The 23,543-nt window shown below is 45.2% G+C and carries 18 protein-coding genes; 11 read left to right on the plus strand and 7 right to left on the minus strand.

Annotated elements, in window-relative coordinates:
• Positions 1-36: 36 nt before the first annotated feature.
• Together ACYVE4_RS11230 and ACYVE4_RS11235 are read right to left on the minus strand one after the other, a co-directional pair.
• Positions 37-660 (minus strand): hypothetical protein, encoded by a 624-nt coding sequence (locus ACYVE4_RS11230; RefSeq protein WP_461039900.1) that lies wholly within the window; start codon positions 658-660, stop codon positions 37-39.
• 80 nt (positions 661-740) lie between these two features.
• Entirely contained in the window at positions 741-1,115 is a 375-nt protein-coding gene (locus ACYVE4_RS11235; RefSeq protein ID WP_461039902.1) for a DMT family transporter, read from the minus strand.
• 593 nt (positions 1,116-1,708) lie between these two features.
• Between ACYVE4_RS11235 and ACYVE4_RS11240 the strand changes: the two genes are divergently transcribed.
• On the plus strand, positions 1,709-2,641 hold the full coding sequence (locus tag ACYVE4_RS11240; RefSeq protein WP_461039903.1) for a metallophosphoesterase family protein: 933 nt from the start codon (positions 1,709-1,711) through the stop codon (positions 2,639-2,641).
• Positions 2,642-2,828: 187 nt separating this feature from the next.
• A complete protein-coding gene (locus ACYVE4_RS11245) occupies positions 2,829-4,136 on the plus strand; it encodes an esterase-like activity of phytase family protein (RefSeq protein ID WP_461039904.1) in 1,308 nt (435 codons plus the stop codon).
• A gap of 124 nt (positions 4,137-4,260) precedes the next feature.
• Here the strand turns inward: ACYVE4_RS11245 and ACYVE4_RS11250 are convergent, their stop codons facing one another.
• Both ACYVE4_RS11250 and ACYVE4_RS11255 read right to left on the minus strand, forming a co-directional pair.
• Positions 4,261-5,322 (minus strand): NAD-dependent epimerase/dehydratase family protein, encoded by a 1,062-nt coding sequence (locus tag ACYVE4_RS11250; protein ID WP_461039906.1) that lies wholly within the window; start codon positions 5,320-5,322, stop codon positions 4,261-4,263.
• A gap of 80 nt (positions 5,323-5,402) precedes the next feature.
• Complete coding sequence (locus ACYVE4_RS11255) at positions 5,403-7,346, minus strand: KUP/HAK/KT family potassium transporter (RefSeq protein WP_461040379.1); 1,944 nt, start codon at positions 7,344-7,346, stop codon at positions 5,403-5,405.
• A 710-nt stretch (positions 7,347-8,056) separates the two neighbouring features.
• Between ACYVE4_RS11255 and ACYVE4_RS11260 the strand changes: the two genes are divergently transcribed.
• The 8 genes from ACYVE4_RS11260 to ACYVE4_RS11295 all read left to right on the plus strand — a co-directional run bounded on the left by ACYVE4_RS11260 (position 8,057) and on the right by ACYVE4_RS11295 (position 16,879).
• The gene (locus ACYVE4_RS11260; protein ID WP_461039908.1) at positions 8,057-8,854 is read left to right on the plus strand and encodes an FHA domain-containing protein; all 798 of its coding nucleotides are present in this window, start codon (positions 8,057-8,059) and stop codon (positions 8,852-8,854) included.
• 133 nt (positions 8,855-8,987) lie between these two features.
• Positions 8,988-9,887 (plus strand): hypothetical protein, encoded by a 900-nt coding sequence (locus ACYVE4_RS11265; RefSeq protein WP_461039910.1) that lies wholly within the window; start codon positions 8,988-8,990, stop codon positions 9,885-9,887.
• 5 nt (positions 9,888-9,892) lie between these two features.
• A complete protein-coding gene (locus ACYVE4_RS11270) occupies positions 9,893-10,495 on the plus strand; it encodes an FHA domain-containing protein (protein ID WP_461039912.1) in 603 nt (200 codons plus the stop codon).
• A 3-nt stretch (positions 10,496-10,498) separates the two neighbouring features.
• Entirely contained in the window at positions 10,499-11,305 is an 807-nt protein-coding gene (locus tag ACYVE4_RS11275) for a PP2C family protein-serine/threonine phosphatase (protein ID WP_461039913.1), read from the plus strand.
• A gap of 4 nt (positions 11,306-11,309) precedes the next feature.
• Positions 11,310-12,095: a caspase family protein gene (locus ACYVE4_RS11280; RefSeq protein WP_461039914.1), complete on the plus strand. Its 786-nt coding sequence runs from the start codon at positions 11,310-11,312 to the stop codon at positions 12,093-12,095.
• 34 nt (positions 12,096-12,129) lie between these two features.
• Positions 12,130-14,328, plus strand: a complete 2,199-nt coding sequence (locus tag ACYVE4_RS11285; RefSeq protein WP_461039916.1) for a serine/threonine-protein kinase — start codon at positions 12,130-12,132, stop codon at positions 14,326-14,328.
• A gap of 9 nt (positions 14,329-14,337) precedes the next feature.
• Entirely contained in the window at positions 14,338-15,186 is an 849-nt protein-coding gene (locus ACYVE4_RS11290; RefSeq protein ID WP_461039917.1) for a tetratricopeptide repeat protein, read from the plus strand.
• A 118-nt stretch (positions 15,187-15,304) separates the two neighbouring features.
• Positions 15,305-16,879 carry a LamG domain-containing protein gene (locus tag ACYVE4_RS11295; RefSeq protein WP_461039919.1) on the plus strand — a complete coding sequence of 525 codons (1,575 nt, stop codon included), beginning with the start codon at positions 15,305-15,307 and terminating at the stop codon, positions 16,877-16,879.
• A gap of 284 nt (positions 16,880-17,163) precedes the next feature.
• On the opposite strand, the gene ACYVE4_RS11300 is transcribed toward ACYVE4_RS11295, so the two are convergent.
• The gene (locus tag ACYVE4_RS11300) at positions 17,164-17,946 is read right to left on the minus strand and encodes a tetratricopeptide repeat protein (protein WP_461039921.1); all 783 of its coding nucleotides are present in this window, start codon (positions 17,944-17,946) and stop codon (positions 17,164-17,166) included.
• Positions 17,943-18,530, minus strand: coding sequence for an RNA polymerase sigma factor (locus ACYVE4_RS11305; RefSeq protein ID WP_461039923.1), 588 nt, complete (start codon positions 18,528-18,530; stop codon positions 17,943-17,945). Before ACYVE4_RS11305 ends, ACYVE4_RS11300 begins: the two co-directional genes overlap by 4 nt.
• 470 nt (positions 18,531-19,000) lie before the next feature.
• Here ACYVE4_RS11305 and ACYVE4_RS11310 point away from each other — a divergent pair, with 470 nt between their 5' ends.
• Positions 19,001-20,572, plus strand: a complete 1,572-nt coding sequence (locus ACYVE4_RS11310; protein ID WP_461039924.1) for an ArnT family glycosyltransferase — start codon at positions 19,001-19,003, stop codon at positions 20,570-20,572.
• Positions 20,573-20,705: 133 nt separating this feature from the next.
• Here ACYVE4_RS11310 and ACYVE4_RS11315 read toward each other — a convergent pair whose 3' ends face one another.
• Positions 20,706-23,339, minus strand: a complete 2,634-nt coding sequence (locus tag ACYVE4_RS11315; RefSeq protein ID WP_461039925.1) for a TonB-dependent receptor — start codon at positions 23,337-23,339, stop codon at positions 20,706-20,708.
• Positions 23,340-23,543 lie beyond the last annotated feature (204 nt).

Here is a 23,543-nt window from a genome sequence, read left to right on the forward strand (position 1 = left end):
TACTATTAGCGTAAGCGGTTCTATTAAGGAGCCGCTTTATTCTTTTTTCTTCAAATTACCTGATCGACTTGTCGATTGACTCATCACGTCATCAAATTCATCTGAAAAAAGATCAACGCTTTGTAATTCACAATCTGAAGCCAGCATTGACATTTGCTGGCTACCAATAGTCAATCTATTTACTTGTTCCTGCTGACAATCCGTATTATATCCACTGCCATGTATGGCTAGAGCCAGGATGTCATCGTTTTGCCAGATTTCGCTGGTAATCAACATGGGTTTGTCGTTCCCCTGCCCACAAAAGGAAAGTCGACCCTGGGGTCTGGATCTACCTTTCCCATTTTTAAGAAGAAAGGCTTGTTTTAGCTTATCTGTATACTTACAGACGATTTTATACAACTTGTTGTCATAGAAGACTAGGAATAGGTCAGGAATAGAAACCCCTTCCACTACTTTAGTTACCGCTTTGAATATACGTATATGATTACACGGTAAGGCAACGGTTCCTTTTGCATAGGCCTGTTCTTGTTCCTTAAAGTCAGTATGACTGATCGAATCGGGCGTGGTTATACCAATTCTGTACTCTCCCAGCCCGGTTAGTTTTGCCTGAGCATGACAGAAAGACGGAAGCAGAAAAATTAATAGAATAGCCTGTTTCATTGATCGTAGAGTAACCAGGTAAAGAATAAGGTCCTCTAAGGTATACAACCTATAGCTTTCGACGATGTTCATCGTTTGCCTTATGTAGCTGAGTAGAAACGTAGGCCGATAATGCCAACTGCGATTAAGGCCAGAAAGAACAGTTCTGCAAAAGACCAATTATTTTTAAAGACAAACACATCAACCGCTTTAATCAATAGTAAGCCTATGGCTGTCCAGGCGGCAAAAGCAGTTGTCGTTGGAATCTGTTTGATAGCTAGTGAAAAAAAGTAAATATTTACCAGACCAAACACAGCATTCCCAATAAAGGGTAGCAAAATTGGCAAGCCAACAGTGGATAAATAGAATGTGTCCCACCGTAACGTTTTCAGATCATCAACTACCATGTACTTAAGGGAATACGTCCAGGCCGTCTGAAAAATTGCGGCAATAAAGAGAAATAACCAGGCTTGCACGATCGTCTATTTTAGCGTTATATCTTATTTTTCAGGAGAAAATAATAAAATCCAGACATAAAAAATGAGACCATCTGGGTCTCATTTTTTATAGAACGTATTCTTAACCTAACTTCATGCAGTAATATAAATAGAGTATTAATTATCGATATTTTACAGAAAATAATACAAGGCAAATGGCGCTATTATAAAGAGTAGTAATAGGATGATAAATAAAACTTGCCGATAGCTACTGTAATATACATAGCGACTATTCCCAGCCAGTAAATTCATCAACTCATCTAGCCAATGCCTTAACATTTAATAAGTTATAATTTATTTACAGGCAAAGGTAGTTATAGATTGAATAGGCGCATGTTATTAAATCATTACTGATTTCAATAGCAACATCATCATTATTTTACAAGCCAATTTCAGAGGATAAATTAAGAAGAAGGCATTTTCTGAGTAATTAATATTTCTTAATAACTGCCATTATTATTTGTGCATCTTAATAAATTATTAGCATCTATTAAATTACCTAATAAAAACATAACCCTAACTTAATTAAGGCATCATAGCTGGTCTCTTACTTTGCGCAAACCAACACGTGCATGAATCGTCGGGAAATAGTTAGACGCATGGGTGCGGGCTTTGCGGCTCTTTCGGTCAGCAATTTCGCTACTGCTCAGGTAGCCACCCTCCCTAAAAAACGAGTACTACGCATTGCTCACGTAACTGATGTCCACATGCAACCTTTAGTTGGGGCGGCTAAAGGCTTCGAAAAATGTCTGCATCATCTACAGGGGTTGTCCGATACACCCGATTTGATTATTAATGGGGGTGATGCAATTATGGAAGCGCACGGTCGCGGGCAGGATAGCGTTCGTCGCCAGTGGAAGCTCTACCAGGATGTACTGAAAAGCGAAAATGCTTTACCAATCTTAAGTTGTGTTGGCAATCATGACATCTGGTGCAAACACGAAACGCAGAACGCTTTTCATGACGGACGAAAGTGGGCTATGGATGAGTTACAGATGGCTCGCCGGTATTATAGCCTAAGACAGAACGGATGGCATATTATCGTCTTAGACAGCGTTCAACCCAAGGCCGATGGAAGTTGGTACACAGCCCATATAGACGATGAGCAATTCGATTGGCTTGAAGCAGACTTAAAAGCCATCCCTGCCGAAACGCCTATATTAGTTGTTTCACACGTTCCCATTTTGGCGGCCTGTGTCTTTTTCGACGGCCCCCGATTTACCAACGACAATTGGACAATTCCCTCCCGCTGGATGCACAGCGATACCGTCCGACTAACGCAGTTATTTCATCGATATCCAAACGTAAAAGCGGCTTTAAGTGGTCATATCCACCTGGTTGATCGAGTCGATTACAACAACGTTAGCTATTTCTGTAATGGAGCAGTGAGTGGTGCCTGGTGGTTTGGGAAATACCATCATACCGCAGCCGGTTATGCCTTAGTCGATCTATTTGACGATGGCTCAATAGTCAACACCTATACTGCCTACGGAGAGCATCTGTAAGTCGTTTTCGCAGTGAGCATCATCCTTGCACTAACACTGTGATAACAAGACACTTTTGACATAATTCTTTCCATTTGCAACAAACTTAACGCTGACTTAACAGTCACATTCATTATATCACATTTGGGTAATATCCACCCCTGTAGTTTTGTGTGCTTACTCCATAAAACAGGCATTTTTCTTCCTCATGAACGTTTTATCTTTATCCGCTTCAGTGGCCATTGCACTTGCTGGTGGCCTGCTTGTTGCTGGCTGTCTGGACCATCGTCTCGATCCTAATACGTATCCGGCTTTTTCCGAAGCATCTAATCCCAAAACATTAGCTATATCGCCGAACGGAACAACTATCTATAATGGTGGATATGGTTCGGCCATTGCGCGCGATCCAAACGATCCCAATATATTTTATTTATTGACTGATCGGGGGCCTAATGCCGCAGGACAAGCTGCCAACTCGATTATTTTTGGCAAAGCCGATTTCACTCCTCAGATTGCTCGGTTCCGTGTCGTTGGCAATCAATTAGTACTTGAGCGAACTATCTTGCTCAAAAATGCAGCCGGACAGCCTCTAAATGGTTTACCAAACCCAATTGGACAAGGCAATACTGGCGAAACCGCTCTTGACCTGAATGGCCAGCCCATTGCTCCCAACGCCGACGGAATTGATTCTGAAGGAATGGTTCTTCTACCAGACGGTACATTTTGGATTAGTGACGAATACGGGCCACACATTGCGCATTTCGACGCGAATGGCAATACGATTGAACGCATCAATCCATTTGGATCGGGTACGGGGGGACGTACTATTCCTAAAGTATTTGCCCGTCGTCGGCCAAACCGGGGTATGGAAGGCTTAACGATTACGCCCGATGGCAAAACTCTGGTTGGTCTGATGCAGTCGCCCATGTATAATCCGTCGTCGTCTGCAGTGGCTAACTCGCTTATTTTGCGCGTCTTGACGTTCGAGATTGCTACCGGCGCTACCAAACAATATGTTTATCTGATGGAAAACGCGAGTTTAACGGGTTGTAGTGAAATTGCTGCGATCACCAATACTACGTTTTTGGCACTGGAACGGGATGGCGATTATGGCGGTAATCCGGCGAAACCGGCTACGTTTAAACGGATATACAAATTTGATCTGGCAGGTGCCACCGATATTTCCGATCCGACCAATGGCGATGGGGGTAAACAATATGGCGGATTAAGCGTCGAACAGCTAAAGGACAAAACGGGTTTGCAGAACGCGGGAATTACTCCCGTTACTAAAACGCTGGTATTCGACCTGTTGACACAAATTTCGCCCGTCTATCCACATGACAAAGCTGAAGGAATTGCACTAATTGGCAGCAACACGCTGGCCATTTCGAACGACGATGATTTCGGAGTTGTGGATAATGGCATGAATGGATTTACTACGAAAATCCTGCCAGCCACAGGTAAAGTTGACCTCAATCGAATTTATTTCGTTACGTTGCCAACACCGCTTCGTTAGTAAAATTTATTATTTTTTTGTCATCCTGACCGCCGGGAAGGATCTTAATGTTTCCTAACTCTCAACTGGGGATATTTTAAGATCCTTCCCGGCGGTCAGGATGACAAAATTTTTCAACCAACTCTTACTTTAAAATAGGTTCTAGAGCAGCCCGGTTTTCGTCTAACCAGGCATGTATGTCAGTGACAATTTCCCGAATACCGAGTTGGGGTTTCCAGCCGGTCAATTTCGTAACATTGGTATTATCAGTAATATAAAGTCGAATGTCAGCGGCTCGGTTTTCGGTTACCTCCTTAATTGGAATGGTCTTCCCCGTCACTTCCTGACAGATTTTGGTCAGTTCCTGCAGCGATGCGCTACTTTCTACTCCACCGCCCGCGTTCAGAATTTCGCCGTTGACAGTATCTAGGTTATGCAATTCCCAATCAATCAGTCGGTACAGATCGTCAATGTGCAGCATATCGCGAGTTTGTTTACCCGTTCCACCGTAGCCGATATACGCAAGTTGCTGTTCGAAATAGTGTTTGGCAATCCAGAGCACCATTACACCCTGATCGACTTTACCCATTTGCCAGGGGCCTGTAATCACACCACAACGGTTGATAACCGTTTTCATTCCGTAGAACTCGTTGTATTCCTGTATCAGAAGTTCCGACGCCAGTTTGGTCGTTCCATACAATGACCGAGCTCCATCGAGCGGGAAATTCTCAGCAATTCCCCGCGATGAAACGCCTGGTACAGGCTGATTATCAGTCAGAACAAACCGAGTTTCGGCTTCCTCGAAATTGAGGGTTTCAATGGTTTTGATCGGATAAACGCGACTCGTAGACAAGAAGATGAAACTAGCCTTATGTTTCAGGGCATAATTCAGGCAGTTGACCGTACCAAACAGATTGGTATTGATCAGATAATCGGGCGTACCATCCAATCCTGCCAATACGGAAGGTTCGGCAGAGGCTTCAATGACCGTATCGACAGCCGGTAAGGCATCGAAATCTTCTTTGTTCCGAATGTCACCATGCAAAAACTCGATACCGGCCGCTTTAAGCCGCGACAAGCTTAATTCTGATCCGCGCCGTTTGAGATTATCGAGCGCAAAAATTTGATAATGAGGATAGTTTTGCTTTAACGAGATGGCCAGCGATGAGCCAACAAATCCGGCCCCGCCGGTAATTAAAAGTTTCATTTAGTGATGAGTTATGAACGATGAACGATTAGTGATAAATAGTATGCGTCAGCACGCTCATCACTTATCGTTCATCACGACTATGACGTAATTCGTTTGAGTTGGACGTTTTCGACGGGGCGAATGACCAGTGGCACTTTTTCGACTTTTACCGAGCTGCTATCCAGACCGAACCAGCGATCTTCGGGCGTCGTAAAACTTTTGATGGTGAAGTAGATATTCATAATAATCCGCTCGGCGGTAGGCAACTCATTTTCGAACGAAAGGAATTTTTCCAATACAACAAATCGGAAATCTCCAATAACATTCTGGCGACTAAGTGATTCGTATCGACTGGTAATATCTACTTCTTTGTTTTTTACCATGTCTTCAATCACTTTACGGAAGAATAAATTAATCCGCTGCTCAACCCGGAACCCTAACTTAAACGTTACTTTGTAGGCATCGTCGGGAGCCAGCGTATTCACTTTGTATTCCATCGTATAGGGATCGTCTGTCGTATCGACGTGAACGAACCAATAGATATCGGCCCGTTTGGGGCGTTTCTGGAAAATCGAATAAATAATCTTCGACTCAATTTCTGACTGCCTGGCCGCATTGCTCATAAAGACGATGTGCGTAGCGTATTTAGGTATGCTGATATCGCGGCTCAGTTCTTTGATTGCCTGGATATATTGATCGATTCGTACGTATTCCGTCAGTCGAAGTTTAATCTGGAAGGCCCTTAACCAGATAATCATCACTGTCCCCATAATACCGGCAATCAAAATCGAAACCCAACCGCCATGTGTAAACTTGGCCAGGTTAGCAACCAGAAAGCAGCCTTCGAGGGTCAGATAGAATGTAAGGAATAGAATAACCAGCCATGCATTGTATTTATGGGAATACATGTAATAGCTAAATAAAATAGTACTCATCAACATTGTCAGCGTAATAGCCAGTCCATACGCAGCTTCCATACGCGACGAATCCTGGAAGTAAAGCACTACGCCAATACAACCCGCAAAAAGTAACCAGTTGATACTCGGAACATAGAGTTGCCCTTTTTGATTGGATGGATACCGAAGTCGAACTTTAGGCCAGAAGTTGAGTCGAATGGCTTCGCTAATAAGGGTATAGGCTCCTGTTAACATCGCCTGACTGGCAATTACCGTAGCAGCTGTTGCTACGCAAATGCCAATGATCAGGAACCAATCAGGCATCAGGGCATAAAATGGATTTTGTTCACCAAGTGGCTGACCGATCAAACTTTCCACAAAAGCACCCTGACCGAAATAATTCAACATCAGGCAGGCTTTTACATAAACCCAGCTAACGCGGATATTGGCCCGCCCACAGTGCCCCATATCCGAATACAGTGCTTCCGCGCCTGTTGTTGACAGGAAAACAGCCCCCAATAACCAAAAGGCCCCAGAGTATCCAGTCAGGAAATCATAGGCATACATTGGGTTGAGCGCAGTCAGAATCGTTATATCGTCCATGATATGAATAATTCCCAGCGTGCCCAGCATGGTAAACCAAACCAGCATAATTGGGCCAAATGCGGTGCCTACCACACTGGTACCAAATGTCTGGATCAGGAACAGTATGGCCAGAATACCGATCACAATAGGAACAGTCGGAATATCTGGATATAAGATGCGCAACCCTTCTACGGCCGAAGAAACCGAAATAGGCGGAGTAATAATACTATCGGCCAGCAGCGAACTACCGCCAATAATAGCCGGTATAGTGAGCCAGCGGGCGTGTCGACGAACCAGCGCATAGAGCGCAAAAATTCCTCCTTCACCCCGGTTATCGGCCCGTAATATCAAAATGACATATTTGACGGTCGTTTGGAGCGTAACTGTCCAGAAAATACAGGAGAGTGCTCCCCGAACAATATTTGCCTGAATTGGCTCTGTGGTACCAACAATCGACCGAAGAACATATAAAGGAGATGTGCCGATGTCGCCATAAATGATACCCATTGCTACCAGCAAACCCGCAGTCGTAACGGTATCTAAGTGCTTTTTATCTTCCATAAGATAGGCTTGCGCCTTTTGCTTCAAGATCAGGTCAAAACGGGGCAAAGATAAACGATGTTTAGATTCGTCAATCTAGCTTTAATTGAAACTTCTACATACTAGAAAACGCAAAAATCCAGCCATCATTCGAAATAAACCCGGCAATCATAAAAACTCTTTGACAAAACAGGCCGTATGTACGAACACCTATAAGGTAATAATCCCGGGTTTTGTTTAATTAGGTGAATTTGCAGATGACCTACTCACTCAGTAGGTCATCTCTTTTTCAGCCGATTAGCGACCAGCTATGGTGAATCAACGCTACATAAAACCGAATCATAGTCTGGTAATCCTCCACTCCTGCTCGCTTAGTTGTACCATGAATTACCTGTGTCTCTGCATCGTCTAACAGAGTCGGTGAAAACCGATAAAGGACTGAAGGACGGCCTAAAATCTGGCATCAGCAACGCTCAGCATCACATAGGGAGCGACAACATCGAGAAAAAGGATTATCAGAACAACCACTAGGAGAATTATTTGTACAATTAATCGCAAGGTGACAAGGGCAAAAGGCGCGTTTGATACGCACTTTTCGCGATACAAAATCGGTATTATAAGGAAGAAAACGAACATTGATTGGCAGGAAAGGCGATAGGCTATTGTGTAAGCGGCATTTATCGTATTTTTGATAGTAATAATACTAAAAGCCAAATGGTACGCAGCTCGCTATGACTCCAGCCAGTACGTCATCTGCCAGTAATCAACTTGAGCAACTTATAGACGATTTAAGTCTGCTGACGACCCATTCAATCGGGCGTGGGGTCGATAATGCAATTCGGATTTCGAACGATAAAATCAGTGGAAGCCATGCTCGGCTGATCCAATGTACACCGGACAGTTTTGTTCTGGAAGATCTTAACAGCAAAAATGGCACGTATGTGAATGGTGTGCGGATTACCCGCAAAGTTGTTGGTAAACAAGATACTATCCGGTTAGCCGATACGGATTACTCGATTGACCAGCTTCTGGACATACAAACGAGTACGTCGGCGACCTCAGTATTACCTAAGTCGCCAACGTACTCGCAACCAATCGATCCGCTTTCCATAGAACCCTCGAGATCTCAAACAGTTGCACTCAATTTTGTTCCCGAATTTACCGCCTTGAAGGAGGTATATGAACAGTACCCAAAACTTCGTCGCGATTGCCGAAATCGGGAGAAAATGGTACGTACGGGCAGTGTTCTGGTTTCGTCGCTTGTGGGAATTGGTGCCGTTCTTAGCACAGCCGGAGGGGCAATTCCTCTCCTGCATGTGCTGTCGGGGGCGGGTTTGAGTGTACTCATACCCACACTTTGTTCATCACTCTTATCGACGGAGGAAAAAATAGAAATCATCGATAAAGAATACCGGGAGCGTTATCGATGCCCCAATCCCGATTGTCGCGATCCGTTTGGTGTCCGGGAATGGGAATTACTGGCTCAGCAAAAGACCTGTCGCCGTTGTCAGGCAATCTGGGTAAATTAATCTCTGACTTTCCACTCACCTTTTCCCGATAAGCGCGATAAATGCTTATCGCTCACTTTCTAGTTCATTTGTCATGTCGCTATCTTCCAACAAAACTGAATTAACGCCTGATTCTTTGGCCTTAAAAAGAGTCATGCCCCGCCCTGCTCTACCAGCATCGGTGCTCAATTCGGATCAGAAAAAAATGATCGGCATTTCGGCTGCGGCTTTATTATTGGGTGGTTCAGCCTGGGCAGTTAGTAAAAAGATTTCGGAAGCAATAGCCCCCGAGTCGGATGATGAAGGAATGCAAATAGTCTCCAAAGCCTTTATCGAGTTGCCTGAAGATATTGATGTAGCGGGTAAAGTAGTCGATAATATGAGTTTTGGTCAGGCGTTTAGAGCGGCCCGTAATGAAGTAGGTGTTGGTGGCGTATTTAGCTGGCATGGGCGCTGGTACAATACATTCGAAAAAGAAGAATGGGAAGACTTATCGCTCGTACAGCGTCAGGAATACGCGGAAATGATCATCGGCGAAAAACTGCCCGTTAAGCTCTATCACCCACACGCAACCCATAGCAATCAACTGGTATCGACACAGAAAGTAAACGACCCAACAGTGATTGAGGGGTATTTAAACGGCCAGCGAGTAATGGGTCTTGATAGTAATCATGACGGCATTATCGATACGGTGGTTATGAACAGTGGCGATGGTCATACGTATAAGGTCGTTGACGCGCGTGGCGATAATGGATTGGATACCCTCTATCGGTACGACCCTCTCACGGGCGAGCAAACGGCGGCTGTCTGGCTTGACAAACCCTTCATCCTCACCAACGACAATTTCAGCCAGCGACTAGAGGAAACGATGTCAGCAGAAATTGTCGATTCGATTTTGGATGCCGACGAGCCGATTGCCACATCGGCATTATCCATGCATGATCCTGACTCAGAGGAATTCGATCAAGCTGTTGATCATTATATTGCGGACACATATGAGGCAGATAGCGACACGTACGTAAATAACGGCGATGTCCATGATATGGACGAATAATACGTATGGGTGGCTTTAAAACAACGCTGATTACCTGCCAGCAATGTGGCCGACGGATTATGGTTCGGACCGCTGATTTCGAGAAAGGTTCTATTACCTGTTCACATATTGGTTGTGGAGCGGTCAATCGGTTACAGGCTGCTTTTCAGTATGACGAGGCCATTGTTCAGGGATTACCTGACTTTGGCCTGTTGACTTATGAAGGGTCACCAACAATCAGTTATCCACTTCAGTTCGGCAGTAATGTGATTGGAACGTCTGGTTCATGCACGGTTCAAGTTGGCCGGTTTATGCACAATAACCGCTGCTACATCAGCCGTCGGCACTGTACCTTAACCGTTACCTTCGACAAATGGACTGGGCAACTGCGTTATCAACTTCAGGATGGCGCCGTTGATATGCCTACCCAAATCTTTCAGCACAGTTTAAACGGAACGTCGCTGAATGGAATCCTATTGCAGAAAACCGAACTTGTTGATGTAGAAGATCGTGGTGTTATTAAGCTGGGTGGAGTAGATCAATTCCGTTTGACGCATTATTCTATCCCACCGGCCATGCTTGAAACATACAAAATCGAGTTAGATTTCAATCCCGACCGTACACAATAGCTTATGCTTCTTCATTTGACGACCCCGTTTGCCTTTTCGAATGTCGGGCAAAGGCCAACGAATCAGGATGCATTGTATCCGGCGGTTGGCGGGGCCACCAGTGAGACAACGCTTTTTATTGTTTGTGATGGGATGGGGGGCGCTGATAAAGGTGAAGTAGCCAGCGAATTGCTGGGTAAGTCAATAATGGAATATGCGACAGCTATGGATTACCCAATCTTAGATATTGTCCATTTGCAATCAGCCCTCGACTGGGCTTACAACGCCTATCGTGACTATCTGCAATGTCAACCGTTCGTCAATCGTATGGGCTCAACATTCGCACTATTCCAGGCGCACCAACAAGGGGTAACCATTGCGCATATCGGCGACAGTCGCGTCTATCAAATCCGGGCGGGGAAAATCCTGTTTCAGACACGCGATCATCGGCAGGTAGCCGATATGGTAGAATCTGGCATTATTACCGCAGAACAGGCGCTCACCCATCCCTGGCGAAATCGGTTGAGTCGTGCAGTAGTATGCAGTCAGAGTGATAAAAGTAGACCAACGAGCCGCCCAATACCCGATGTTGTGATGCTAACGGATATTCATCCGGATGATTATTTTTTTATGTGTACCGACGGCGTACTAGAACATATTGACGATTATACGCTTGAAAAATTAATGGAAGCCAATGTACCCGATCAGGCCAAAATTCAGTCAATAGAAGCCTTGTGCGAAGGCCGAACAAAGGATAATTATTCCGGCTACTTGATTGGCATCCGATACGTAACTCAAACAGAACCAGTGCCATCCATTCAAACCTTCTAAAGCGATGTTTCTTTCTCTTTTATTTGGTTTAGAACTACTCGTTAATTGTCAGCCACCCGTGTTGGCCCCGCAAACCTATGCTGTTGTTGTAGGCATTTCCGATTATCAGGCCCTTTCCTATGCAGCTGGCGATTTGCGGTTTGCCGACCGGGATGCCCAGCAGGTTGTCGCCTTTTTGAAAAGTAAAGCCGGAGGAAACGTACCCGATTCGCATATTCGCTTATTGACGAACCATCAGGCATCTCAACAGAAAATTAAACAAGCCTTAACACTCTTTCGACAGGCCGGTCCAGAAGATCGAGTCGTTTTTTATTTCTCCGGTCATGGCTCGTCTACTAGTTTTGTACCCTACGATACGCGACCCGGTAGCCTCCAAACGCTGTTGACGCATAAAGATATCAAAACCGCTTTTCTTGCGTCAAAAGCCATCACCAAACTGTGTATTGCCGACGCCTGCCTGTCGGGTGGTATGATCAAAAATAAGAAGGATCAACGCAAGGCTGTGCAAAAAGCAGCCCGCAACCTAAGTAGCCATAGTAACGTAGCCATGATGCTGGCAAGCCGATCGACACAAAGTGCCATTGAAGCGGGAAAGCTGGAGGGAGGTGCTTTCACCCATTTCCTTTTACGCGGGCTAACAGGTAAGGGGGATCTCGATGGTAACCAGATTGTAACAATTCAGGAATTACATAAATATGTATTACCCAGAGTGAAACTGGTAACCCGTGGTCGGCAGACACCGGTTTTTTATGGTCGGTTTTCGGATAATCTTCCTTTAGCGTATCTTTGATTTGCGCCCAGTGACTTAACAACAAAACAACCCTATGAACCAGTCGTTTACCTCATTTCAGGAATTCAAACGACGATACCCAATTCGCCCTAACGATAAGAGCGCTTTGTTGGGTAGTGGTTCCTATGGGCGAGTGGTAAAGGTGGAGGATCAGCTGGAAACGGAGTGGGTTGCCATTAAAATCAGTGAGTTTAAAGGAGCCGACGCAAAGTCGCTCAAGGCCGAAGTCGAGTTAGCCCAACGGGTTCCTCGCCAGGCCAATATCGCTCGGTATGATGCTTGTTACCGGCTCGAAACCGATACCAGCGTCAGCGATTTTGCCATCATGAAATATTACGCGGATGGTAATTTGGCCGATTTACTTCAGAAGGAGAAACTCTCCCCTACCCAAATTTATGACCTAACCCGAGGTATTCTGCTGGGCCTCCAGCATCTGCATCGTCATCATATTGTTCACCGCGATTTTAAGCCCGCCAATATTCTTATCTCGCGCGACAATGCCGGAACGTTCGTACCAAAAATTGCGGATTTTGGCCTGAGCAAATTGGTAAGTGAGGATGAACTCGACAGTTCAGATTTTGACCTAAGCGACGGACGTGGTACTCCTTCCTACAAAGCCCCTGAGCAAATTGAGGGCAGTCGGGTAAGTTTTAACCTTGATTTGTGGGCGTTTGGTGTCATTCTCTATGAAATGCTGACGGGAGAAAAGCCTTTTCGGGCTGACCTGAAAAACAGCAGCGAGCAATCCGTTCGTCGGGAAATTGAGCAAAAAATCATCTCAGTTGACTTACCCGACCGAATCAATTCAATTGCCGAACCGTACGCGAGTATGATTCGTCGGTGCCTGGTTCGCGATATTCGGGACCGCGTTCGAAAAGAAGACGAATTGCTCGACTTGCTGGATCACATTCCAACCCTGCTGGCAGACGCGAAAGCACATTCCAATAAGAAGCAGTACACAGAAGCGATCAATCTGTTTGAGCAAATATTATCGAAACGGGAAAAGCATCCTGAAGCGCAGAAAGGTATTGCTCAGTGCAAATCTGCTCTTGACAAACAGCTCATTAGCCAATATCTGAACGATGCAGGCGAATTACTCAATCAACAGCAGTTCGAACAGGCACAAACGCAGTATGAGCAAGTATTACAGCTTGATCCGACAAATGCCGACGCTGCCCGTGGATTAGTGGTAAGTCTGGATCGACTCCGACCTAAATTCGTTGTTACCGAATCCGAATCAACGGATGTTTATCAGGACGAAGCGAAGACAGATGTATTCATCGATCCTGTCTCCTCTTCGACTCCACAAGTCCCGCAACAAGTAGTTGATGGTGGCAAAGAGCGTGCTGCTGTAAAAACAACGTCCGTTTCCTCAAAAAAAACAGGTGTAGACGCTCAGGTACAAATTGCGAAACGCACTCCATCACGACGCCTTTTTCCCTGGCGAATTGCCGTGCCCGCAGCTATTGGGTTGAGTGGCATTATCTTGTTTATCAGCCTGACAGGTTCCCCGGAGAAAAAATCTGTACAGAATCAGGATAGCACGGCCATCTCTGGCATTAAACCAACTGTCTCTCAGACTAATGGAACGTCAGAAGTTACAACACCAGGTTCAGTAACCTTATCCGCTCCCATAACAGCAGCAATTACCAAACGGGTCGACATTGCACTTGGCAAGGCCAGTTTCGCGTTTCAGCAAAAAGACTACGCGACAGCCATCATGCTGACCAATAGCGCTTTACAACTCGACCCTACTCGTCAGGATGTATTTGCCCTCAAAAATGCAGCCCTCAAAGCCCAGCCCCAAACAACTCCTGCAGTATCGGTTACGCAAACGACCGAGCTTACAGAAGTCCCTAAAGTTACTCCACCTGTGCAGGAGCCAGAAGCGATAAAAGCACCTGAGCCAGCCTCCAAAGAAGCACTGGAAAAAGCAAGGCGTGAAGCTCAGGAAAAATACGATCTACTGATCGATGATGGGCATAAGGCGATCACCAAAAGTAACAATAAAGAAAAAGCAAAAGAGAATTTTACGGCTGCCCGAGCCTTGGCCAAAGAGTACGACTTAAGTACAACGAAAGCTGACATTCCCTATACGTACAGTATGGGGAAGGGCAATAGTTACTTTGACAGAGATGAATTTGATGGCGCAAAAGCCTGGTTTCAGGTGGCCCAGTCGCTGAAAGACACGGAGGAAGTCAAACGGCGAATTAGCCAATGCTCCAGTCAGTAAATCAACAATATGAACACACCTTTACATCGCTTTATCCTGTTTCTGCTAATCGCCTTTGCTTCTCTAACTCCCCTACAGGTGGTTTTAGGCCAAACCTCAACCACGGCTACTGTTAGCGATCCAGAGTACGATCGGTATAAAAAAAGAGGAGACGACTATTTTAAAGAAGGCAAATACCCCGAAGCACGCCGACAATACCAGAATTGCCTGGAAGTACCTGGTTTTGAATCGGATACGTATGCAACAAACCAGATTAACGAATGCAACAGTCGGTTGGTTTTACGTCAGAAAGTCGATGACGCGTTTCGGCTGTATAACAGTGCAGAAGCGGTTTCTCTGCTCAAGCAACTTTTAGCACTGAACCCCGACGACCCAATTACGAAGGCCCAGTTAGCAGCTTATTATGAGCAGGCGGCTAATCAGCCGGTTAATCCAAATCCCTTTCCGGAATTACCACCGATTCAGCCGGTTAATCATGTGTTTAAACCCAATAAACGGGTTGGTGTAAAAGTAGCTACTGGTGCCGTCGCTATTGGTGCAGGAGTATATGCGTATGTATTGCGCAATGACTACCAAACAAAAATGGCCACCTTAAACGAAATTAGCCAGCGGGTTGATCCCAGCGGTAGTGGTGTCGTCGATAATCCGGATACCTATCAACAATATAACGAAGCGTATCTGGCCGCACAGGTAGCCCAGCAAAAACACGGTTTGTTTAAAGCCTGTCTGGGCGTTGCGGCCTTAGCTACGCTCGCGGAAGTATATTTGTTTGCGTATAAACCGAAGCTACGCACGAGTGGCCTACACTGGAAACCCTCCTCACAATCGGTAGGACTCGCTCTTGTATTTACGTTCTAACTAATTCCGCCCATATTTTGATAGCCCATTGATAATGAATAAGTTCAGTAAATTTTTTATTTATATCATTATATGTTGTAGCTGTGGAGGTCTATTCTTTAGCTGCTCGGAATGGAGTTTGCCTGAACACAAATCGCAGCGGGTTTGCGTTAACCCAACGGGGAACCTTGATGCAAAAATTCAGGATTTAAAAGTCGATTTTTCGATTGGAAATAGTAGTGGTACGATTGATAAAATTACCTGGGATTTTGGCAATACTAGTACGACGGTTACAACCGGTACGACAGTCAGTTATACATATCCGGCAGCAGGCAGTTATACAGTAAAAGCAACTCTGAAGAATAGCTGTAAAGATTCAACCATTCTCCAGAGCATTATTTCCGTCATCAATCCCATGATTCCTGTCGTAAGCTTGCAGCCTGTAACTGAGTTATCGCAGACGTCAGCTACGCTGCAGATGGCGATTACGTCCAATGGCAATGTTGCGATTAGACGATTTGGCATCTGCTATTCAACCACGAACACTGTCCCTGATATAACAAAAGACCCTATTGCCTATAAAGACGAAGCAGGTACTATAAATGCTCCTATTTCATTTTCACTAACTACGCTATCACCCAACACGACTTATTATGCGCGTAGTTTTGCCATCAACGACAAGGGAACAGCCTATAGCGATCCGGTGCAGACATTCCGAACAGGACAAAATCCAGTTGTTGCGACCAATGGGGTAGTTACGGCAGAAACCACCACCGCCATTGTTTATTTTGTTCTGGCAGTACCGGGCAATCCGGCTTCCCAGGAATTTGGTATCTGTTATTCAGCCAACATCACAACGCCCGAGGTAACTAATTCATCAAAAGCGATCGTGTCCAGCCCAGCAGCAAATACCTATATCGCCGTTAACCTCACGGATTTAACTCCGGATAAAACGTATTATTATCGCCCCTATGCCATCCTTTCCTCGGGTGCAGTTATCTACGGCGAAACGGTTATGTCGTTCACAACCCAGATGGTGACCATTACGCAGGACTTGATTGCTTCCGTGTCGTTTACCAATAAATCGCTACAGGACATTAGCGGCTACAATAACCACATTAGAACCACGGCCGATAATCCTACGTTCACTACCGATCGAAAAGGAAGGGCTAATTCAGCTATTTTATTGGATGGAGTCAAGGAATATTGCTACATGCGTGAATCGAGTAGCTTGAATCCGGACGCTATTTCCATCAGCATCTGGATTAAGCCATCTGCCGTAAACCGAACCATGCAGATTTACAATAAGTCCCGCTTTAGCGATGGGGCGGCTGAAATGTACAGTTCGCTCATCCGACCCAGCGACAGTGGCTCTAGTGTCATCATTAATACTGATATTAAGCAGCAAAGTAATTGTGAGCGAGGAAAAGGCTGGCAGACATTTAGCTTTTCCAGCTCACCCAATTTATCGCAATGGCATCACCTTGTATTGGTCTACAGCGGGAATTCGGCTCGTATGTATTTCGACAACGTTGCGTTAGCAAGTTCCGATAACCTGCCAGAGAATACGCTGGAAAAATGCTTGGGAGGAGATTTAAAGTTTGGCGCCCAATCGAGCGATCTGCCTAACTATTTCTACGGGGCTTTGGATGATATCCGAATTTATAAGCGAGCGCTGACAGCGGCCGAGGTACAAATCCTTTACAATCAGTAGTTCGTCCAATTAACTGTTTATCAGCCAGCGGATTCAACCGGGCAATCCGAAGCAAACATCTATATGAATACCCGTTTTAACGGTTCGTTCACATTGGATTAATTGTTGTGAACCCACAACTAATTGATTTGACGTAAATAATCGCCGAAACGAAAAAGAACATTTTCTTTTCCCAGGTCTGTGTCCTCACAGACCCATTACCGGAGGATATTGTTGGCCGACGCACAGGGGTCTGTGAGGACACAGACCTAGGAAACGGACACGGAGAATTCGACGCTTATTTGCTAATCAATCTTTTGCAGCACTCGCTGCGCCAGCGAATAAAACGGATTGGTTTTGTCATCGCTGATTTGTTTCAACATCGGTAGCGCCTTCTTCGTCTCTCCATTTTTAACATAGGCTAAAGCCAGAAACCACTCTGCTTTTTGTCGAAGTTTTGCGGAAGGGCTTGCCTGAGCTTTATCCAGCAGTGGAATCGCTTCGGTTGGTTGTTTATTAGCCAGATACGTTAATCCCAGAAAATAGTTTTTGTAATGAACCGTCTGTTTATCAGCAGGAACCGTTTTTAACTGCGCAATTACGTCATTGTATTTTCCGGCTTTATAGGTCGTCACCGCATTCAGAAATTTAACGCGTGTTTTTGGCGCAACCTGCTCTGTCGGAAAATCTTTGATTAATTCCGTCGAATAATCGCCCGAAAAGGCTTCCATGTAGGCAATATCAGCCTGTCGATCAGCAGTTTGCTGATAGGTATAATACCCAATCCCTAATACCAAAATCACCGAAGCAGCTGCTGCCCAAAAGCGCCAGTTCGCCAATGGTAGAACGCGACCAGACTCCGTTGGTACAACTTCAGAAGAAGCTTTATACTGTGCCTTTGCTTTCTCTAAAGCGCGTTCAATACCGATTGTCCGAAGTCCCAGCCGAATAGCGCGTTGCCGATCAACTTCGGCACGAAGCTCAGCGTCGGCCTGCATATCGCTCTCAAACAACGCCCGATCAGCAGTTGATAGCTCATTGGTCAAATAAGCTTCAATTACTTCATATTGGTCTTCTGATAAGTTCATAACCCTTGTTGGTTAGCGATTTTCTGGTAGAGGGCTTTTAGTTTTTCAGCGCAGTCGTACCGTTTCGATTTTACGGATGACTCTTTCATACCCAATCGTTCTGCAATTTCCCGCAACGATAGTTCATCGACATAAAACCATTCCAGTAATTTCCGGCACTCTTCTTTCATTTGACCTAGCGATTGCCGAACCGCATTGACAATTTCCATTCGTTCTAAATCCATTGCTACGTCGGCCGTATCTACGGCATCGATTGTGTCGGGCATAGTACCTCGTGTGCGCATTCGAGCCGACTTTAATTCGGTGAACCAGACGCGCTTACAATATTCAAACAGCACCGTTGTAATGCGCGTACCTGCCTGAAGCTGATATTTTCCGGTTTCTATATTGAGCAGGAAGTTGAGCATTCCCTTCTGAAACGCATCTTCAGCATCCATTTCTGATCCATTATTTGTAATCACCCAGTGTCGAAAAGAAGGAAACGATTCAGCGTATAAATGGTGATACGCTCGTTCTTCGCGTCGGCTAAGTGCCTCGTATAAAGCCTGTTCTGTTGAATATATGGGTAGTGGTCGGGTAGGCATAGTCTAACTGAATGGGCGAAGATAAGGCCAGTTAAGCTATTCTCTTGCCTACTGTCAATTGTCAGTTAATCGGTGATGAACGTAAAAGGTGAGTAAAAGCTAGTTTTTATTTTTCTGACTGACAACTCACCTTTTCGACTGTGCATTGATACACGTTTGTAAATGACTTTGCTAAAATCTTACCAGGTTATGAACCATCGAATTCTTACCGCTGGGCTCATTTGGCTGCTTCGCCTTTTTAGCCCCATGATCATCAAACGGGCGAAGTGAAACGTCAATTTGCCACAAAATAACATTTGATCTCAATTTCGTTATGTGGCATTCATCTTGCTTGTACTCAATAATTGATTAAGTGGCGGGTAAATCAGACCGTTTTCTCAAAGCATAGCTTACTTTCTGATCCACTTACTTACGCTTACAATTGATTTACAAAGCCTTAACTAAAGTTATCCAACCTAGACGTTTATGATATGGCTGCTACTATTACTCTACCCCTAAAGCCCAACGCTGAAAATCTCTCCACCCTTCCGAAACGCTATGACAAACCTCGCGTATCCAAAAAGCTGGGTTTACCATTCCCCTTACTGATTTTCCTGTTGGTCTGTCTGGCGGCTACATTGATTGTACGTTTTCGACTGATTTTTCTGGCCAGCTCAGACATTGGTGGTATAGAAAGCAATGTGATTTATTCCGTTCAGCGGTACATGGCAGGTTTTCCGCTTTATACGAATCCAGAAGCGGCCCCGTATGCCATCACCCAATACAGTCCATTCTATTACCGAATTGTCGCTGCGTTCGGTTATCTGGCCGATATTGATTCTGACGATACGCTGGGCATTTATCGAGTTAGCCGGGTAATATCGCTACTGGCTAATATAGCTTATGCCTTCATGCTCTTCAAATTAAGTCGTCAATTTCGAACGAGTACCCGAGTAAGCCTGGCTATCGCTACTGTTGCATTTATCCTGTTACCACCACAAGCCTATTCCCGACCCGACAGTATTTATAATTTACTAGTAATGGCAACTCTCTATTCGGGGCTCCGGGCAATTCGGGCGAGCCAACCTAGAGAGGGAGATCCTTGGCTGGCAAGTATGGTTATCGTGGCTGGCCTGGCCATTGCAACAAAACAGTCTGGTGTTGTTTTACCGGTTATTATAACTGGTTATTATGCTCTTTATCAGAAACAATGGGGTAAGGCCATCATTCTAGGCACCAGCGCAAGCCTATTGGGCGCCATCTTTTTAGTCGGTTTAATGCCCGAACATGATCCAGTGTTGCTCTACAAAAATATTGTTAAAGGTGTGGATCAGGGCATAGATCTGGCTTCGTTCAGGACCAATATTATTGACCACTACTTTCGGACGTTCAGTTTTCAGAATGCGGTGGGTTTACCGTTAGCCATTTGGCTCATGCGGCAATCCAGATCCGATTACTACTGGCTGGGTTGGGCCGTGCTGGTCATCTTTGGATTTTCGCTGATTACCAGCTTAAAATGGGGATCGGCCTTGAATTATTTTACCGAATATATAGCTCTGACTGGCCTAATGGTGGTGATCTGGCTACGGCAACAGACACTCACAATGCGTGAAGTGGGACTTACGGGTCGTATACTATTCATGTCGGCAGTGGTTTGGGCGGTACTGCCTAATATTACCAATTTCAATTGGATGCGTGTACTGAAAACGAACGCGCTTTCTGAGGAACCTTATTACCAGCAAAAACAAATTGCTGATTACCTGAAGAATACGCTTGATCTAAAGCCTTCTGAATCGGTGTTCGTTACGGATTATAATTATTGCTACCTGAACGGTCTACTCTATCAAAACTGCCTGATTCCGCAACAGGATATGGTCGAAGCCGTTATGTATCCTCGTAAAAAGTTTAATTATTCGGCGCTGGATAATCAAATTCGCCAGGGTGCTATTCGCTTTTTGATTACGCGCTCCAACGAAACAGTAACTTCTTTCCCCGGTCTGACAACCGATCATTACCAGCTAAAGCATCGATTCCCTAATTACGATGTCTATGAAATACAATAAATGCGTTATATAATTCCCATCAACATATCGAAGTTGGCGTACCTGCAACTATTTGAAAGAAGCTAAAAGGGTTAATTATCAGTAGGTTAGTTTAATAAATTGACCTACTGATAATTAACCCTTTTAAGCATTGTTATGAACGTGGGCGACCACCACCGGGCGCAGCTTGTTGTTGATTATCACCACCCCCTTCGCCACCTTTCACGTCGTCGTTATCAATCGATTTCTTCCGCTTCGAATCCACAAACTTCATCTTCCCGATTTTATAGGCAAATGTTAGCTTGACCCCAGCGTTGTAGAAACTGTTGACGCTCGACTGACTCAGAATAGGCGATACTGACTCCGATCGGACCAGGAATGGATGATTCAGGAAATTCTCAGCCACTAAACCAATACTCCCTTTCTTTTGGGCAATATCTTTCCGGAAGCCGATGTTGTAGAAGGCAAACGCCCCCTGATAACCCTGCAACTGAACGCGCCGACCCATCATACCACCACCGCCCTGAATGCCCCAGCCGCTTCCTATGGTATAGGTACCAAACAACCGACCACCGAGCACCCATCCCGAGTTGGCAGCCGAATAAATTGGATTGGCATTATTGTTAGTCAGGTTCACATGCATCAGATCGAAGCCCCCATTGATCTGTAGCTTCGACGACAGATTGATATTACCAAATACATTAATGCCGTATGTGTCTTCGTACCCTACGTTCTGGAAATTAGTTCGAATAGCCGTTTGACGTACATTATTTACCAGAACGGAAGCGGTATCGCGTACGCTGGTAATTTCGTTGTTGGTCCGACGGGCAAACAACGCAGCTGTCAGGTAAACCGATTTAATGGGCAACGACAGGCTTAATTCAACATTATCGGTCAGTTCGGGCGAAAGATAGGGATTTCCCTGACTGATGTTGGTTGGATTGGCTATGTTAACATTTGGATTAAGAAACTGAATCCCTGGTCGCTGAATCCGTCGGTTATAAGCCAGTTTGAGCGTTTTGCCTTTCGACAGGCTTTTTGAAATATTGATGCTTGGCACCAGATTTCCATAATTAGAGAGCGAAATCGGAGTACCTGTCTGTTCAGAGCCAAACCGGGCATCAAGGAGGGTGTATTCATACCGGGCACCTGCCTTAAGGGTATATTTTCGGGGAAGAGCGGCCGTCCAGGAAGCATACACGCCCAAAATATTCTGCTGATAATTTAGTGAATTATTCTGACGGGTATTATCCACTATATACTCACCCGTGGTTCCCTGAGCGGTGTAATAGGTATAATCGCTGTTAACCTGTCGGATAATGCCTTTACCGCCAAACTCAAGCAGATTTTTCTGTCCAACGGGAGTCTGGTAGTCAATCTGAAGCGTCGATTCCTGGTTATTACTGGGGTTATCGTTCCGTTGACGGGATAGGATCGTGTGTAAATCAGTCGAACTGAGCAAGTCGGCTGTGAAGTTATTTTGCCGATTATTAAGGCTGTATAATCCCAGAACGCTCAATTCCTGCTGTGGCTTATAGATTTTCGTATACGTTACGTTGGCGTCGACATTACCATTGATATCTTTCGTGATCACATCGCGGGCGTTGAGCACGGGCGTAACGGCACCGGGCAGATAAGTAGTGGTCAACAAGCCATTCTGGGTTTGATTACTGTTGCGGGCACCATAGCGTACGCTGGCAGTCAGTGATGTATTCTTGTCGATGTCGTAATCCCAACCTAGCTGGTAATTACCAAACAATCGTTCTGTGAGTGTATTCGCATTCTGAATAGTCACTTGATTTCCGTTGGCCGTTTTCGTTGTTTGCGTATTCTCAAATTCACCTTTGACATTGTATTCGGCCCGGCCAAATCCACTCAGTGAGAAGCCCATTTTGCCGGTGCGGTAATTCGCATTCAGGCCCAAATTGGCACCCCGGTTGCCTACGCCACTGTTCACGTCCAGCGTCAGCCCCTGCAGGGTGGTTTTCTTGGTAACGATATTGATAATACCGCCCGAACCTTCAGCATCGTATTTGGCTGAGGGGCTAGTGATTACTTCGACACTCTTGATCATGTCAGCAGGAATCTGCCGCAGAGCATCGGCCACGCTGCTGGCCACGATCGTACTGGGTTTATTATTAATCAGCACCTGAATATTGCTGCTGCCACGTAGAGTAAGATTACCGTCCAGATCGACAGTCAACATAGGTACTTTTCGCATCACATCAGCAGCATCTCCACCTTTGGTCGTCAGGTCTTTTTCGGCATTATACACCAGTCGGTCTACCTTCTCTTCGATCATGTTCGACTGCCCTGTCACGTTTACTTCGGTGAGCGTTCGGACATCAGGAGGCAGATTCACTACACCTACATTAATATCTGTGCCTTTCTCGATGGTAATTGTAGACGATGTACGGTTTTTGTAGCCGATAAAGGAATATTGCAGCTTGTAAGTGCCGGGAGCCAGTTTGGTCAGCGAAAAACGGCCTTTATCATCAGCAGTCGTACCGTCAATGGGCTTATTTGTCTTTGTGCTGATAAGCGCAATCGTAGCGTATTCAACGGGTTTATTGGTGGTTGAATCCATTAGAATACCAGCCACTTTTCCATTGCCTTTTGGTTGATTATCGGTATCAGTACCCGGAATAAACGTTTTTTCCTTTTTTTGCCCGAAATCACCGGGGCCACCGAAACCGCCTGGTCGTCCGCCACCCGGCCCCCCACCGCCCGGACCAAACTGGGCAAACGTTGTACTGGTAAGTAAAAGAAGAAGTAGTGTTATTTTCATAGCCTTGGTTCGCAGTGGCGAGTTATTTTTTGACAATGCGAAATTGGCTTAGAAGCTTAACCAGATAAAATGAATCTTCCTGAATGCCCAATTTTGAGGGGCCGAGAGGGGATATATTCTTCTGAATACGCTTACTGTTTATAGATAGTGATTTTCACCATGAAGAACTCTATAAAATTCATAGGCAAATCTCACTAAATAACA

The organism is Spirosoma harenae (genome assembly GCF_054776975.1).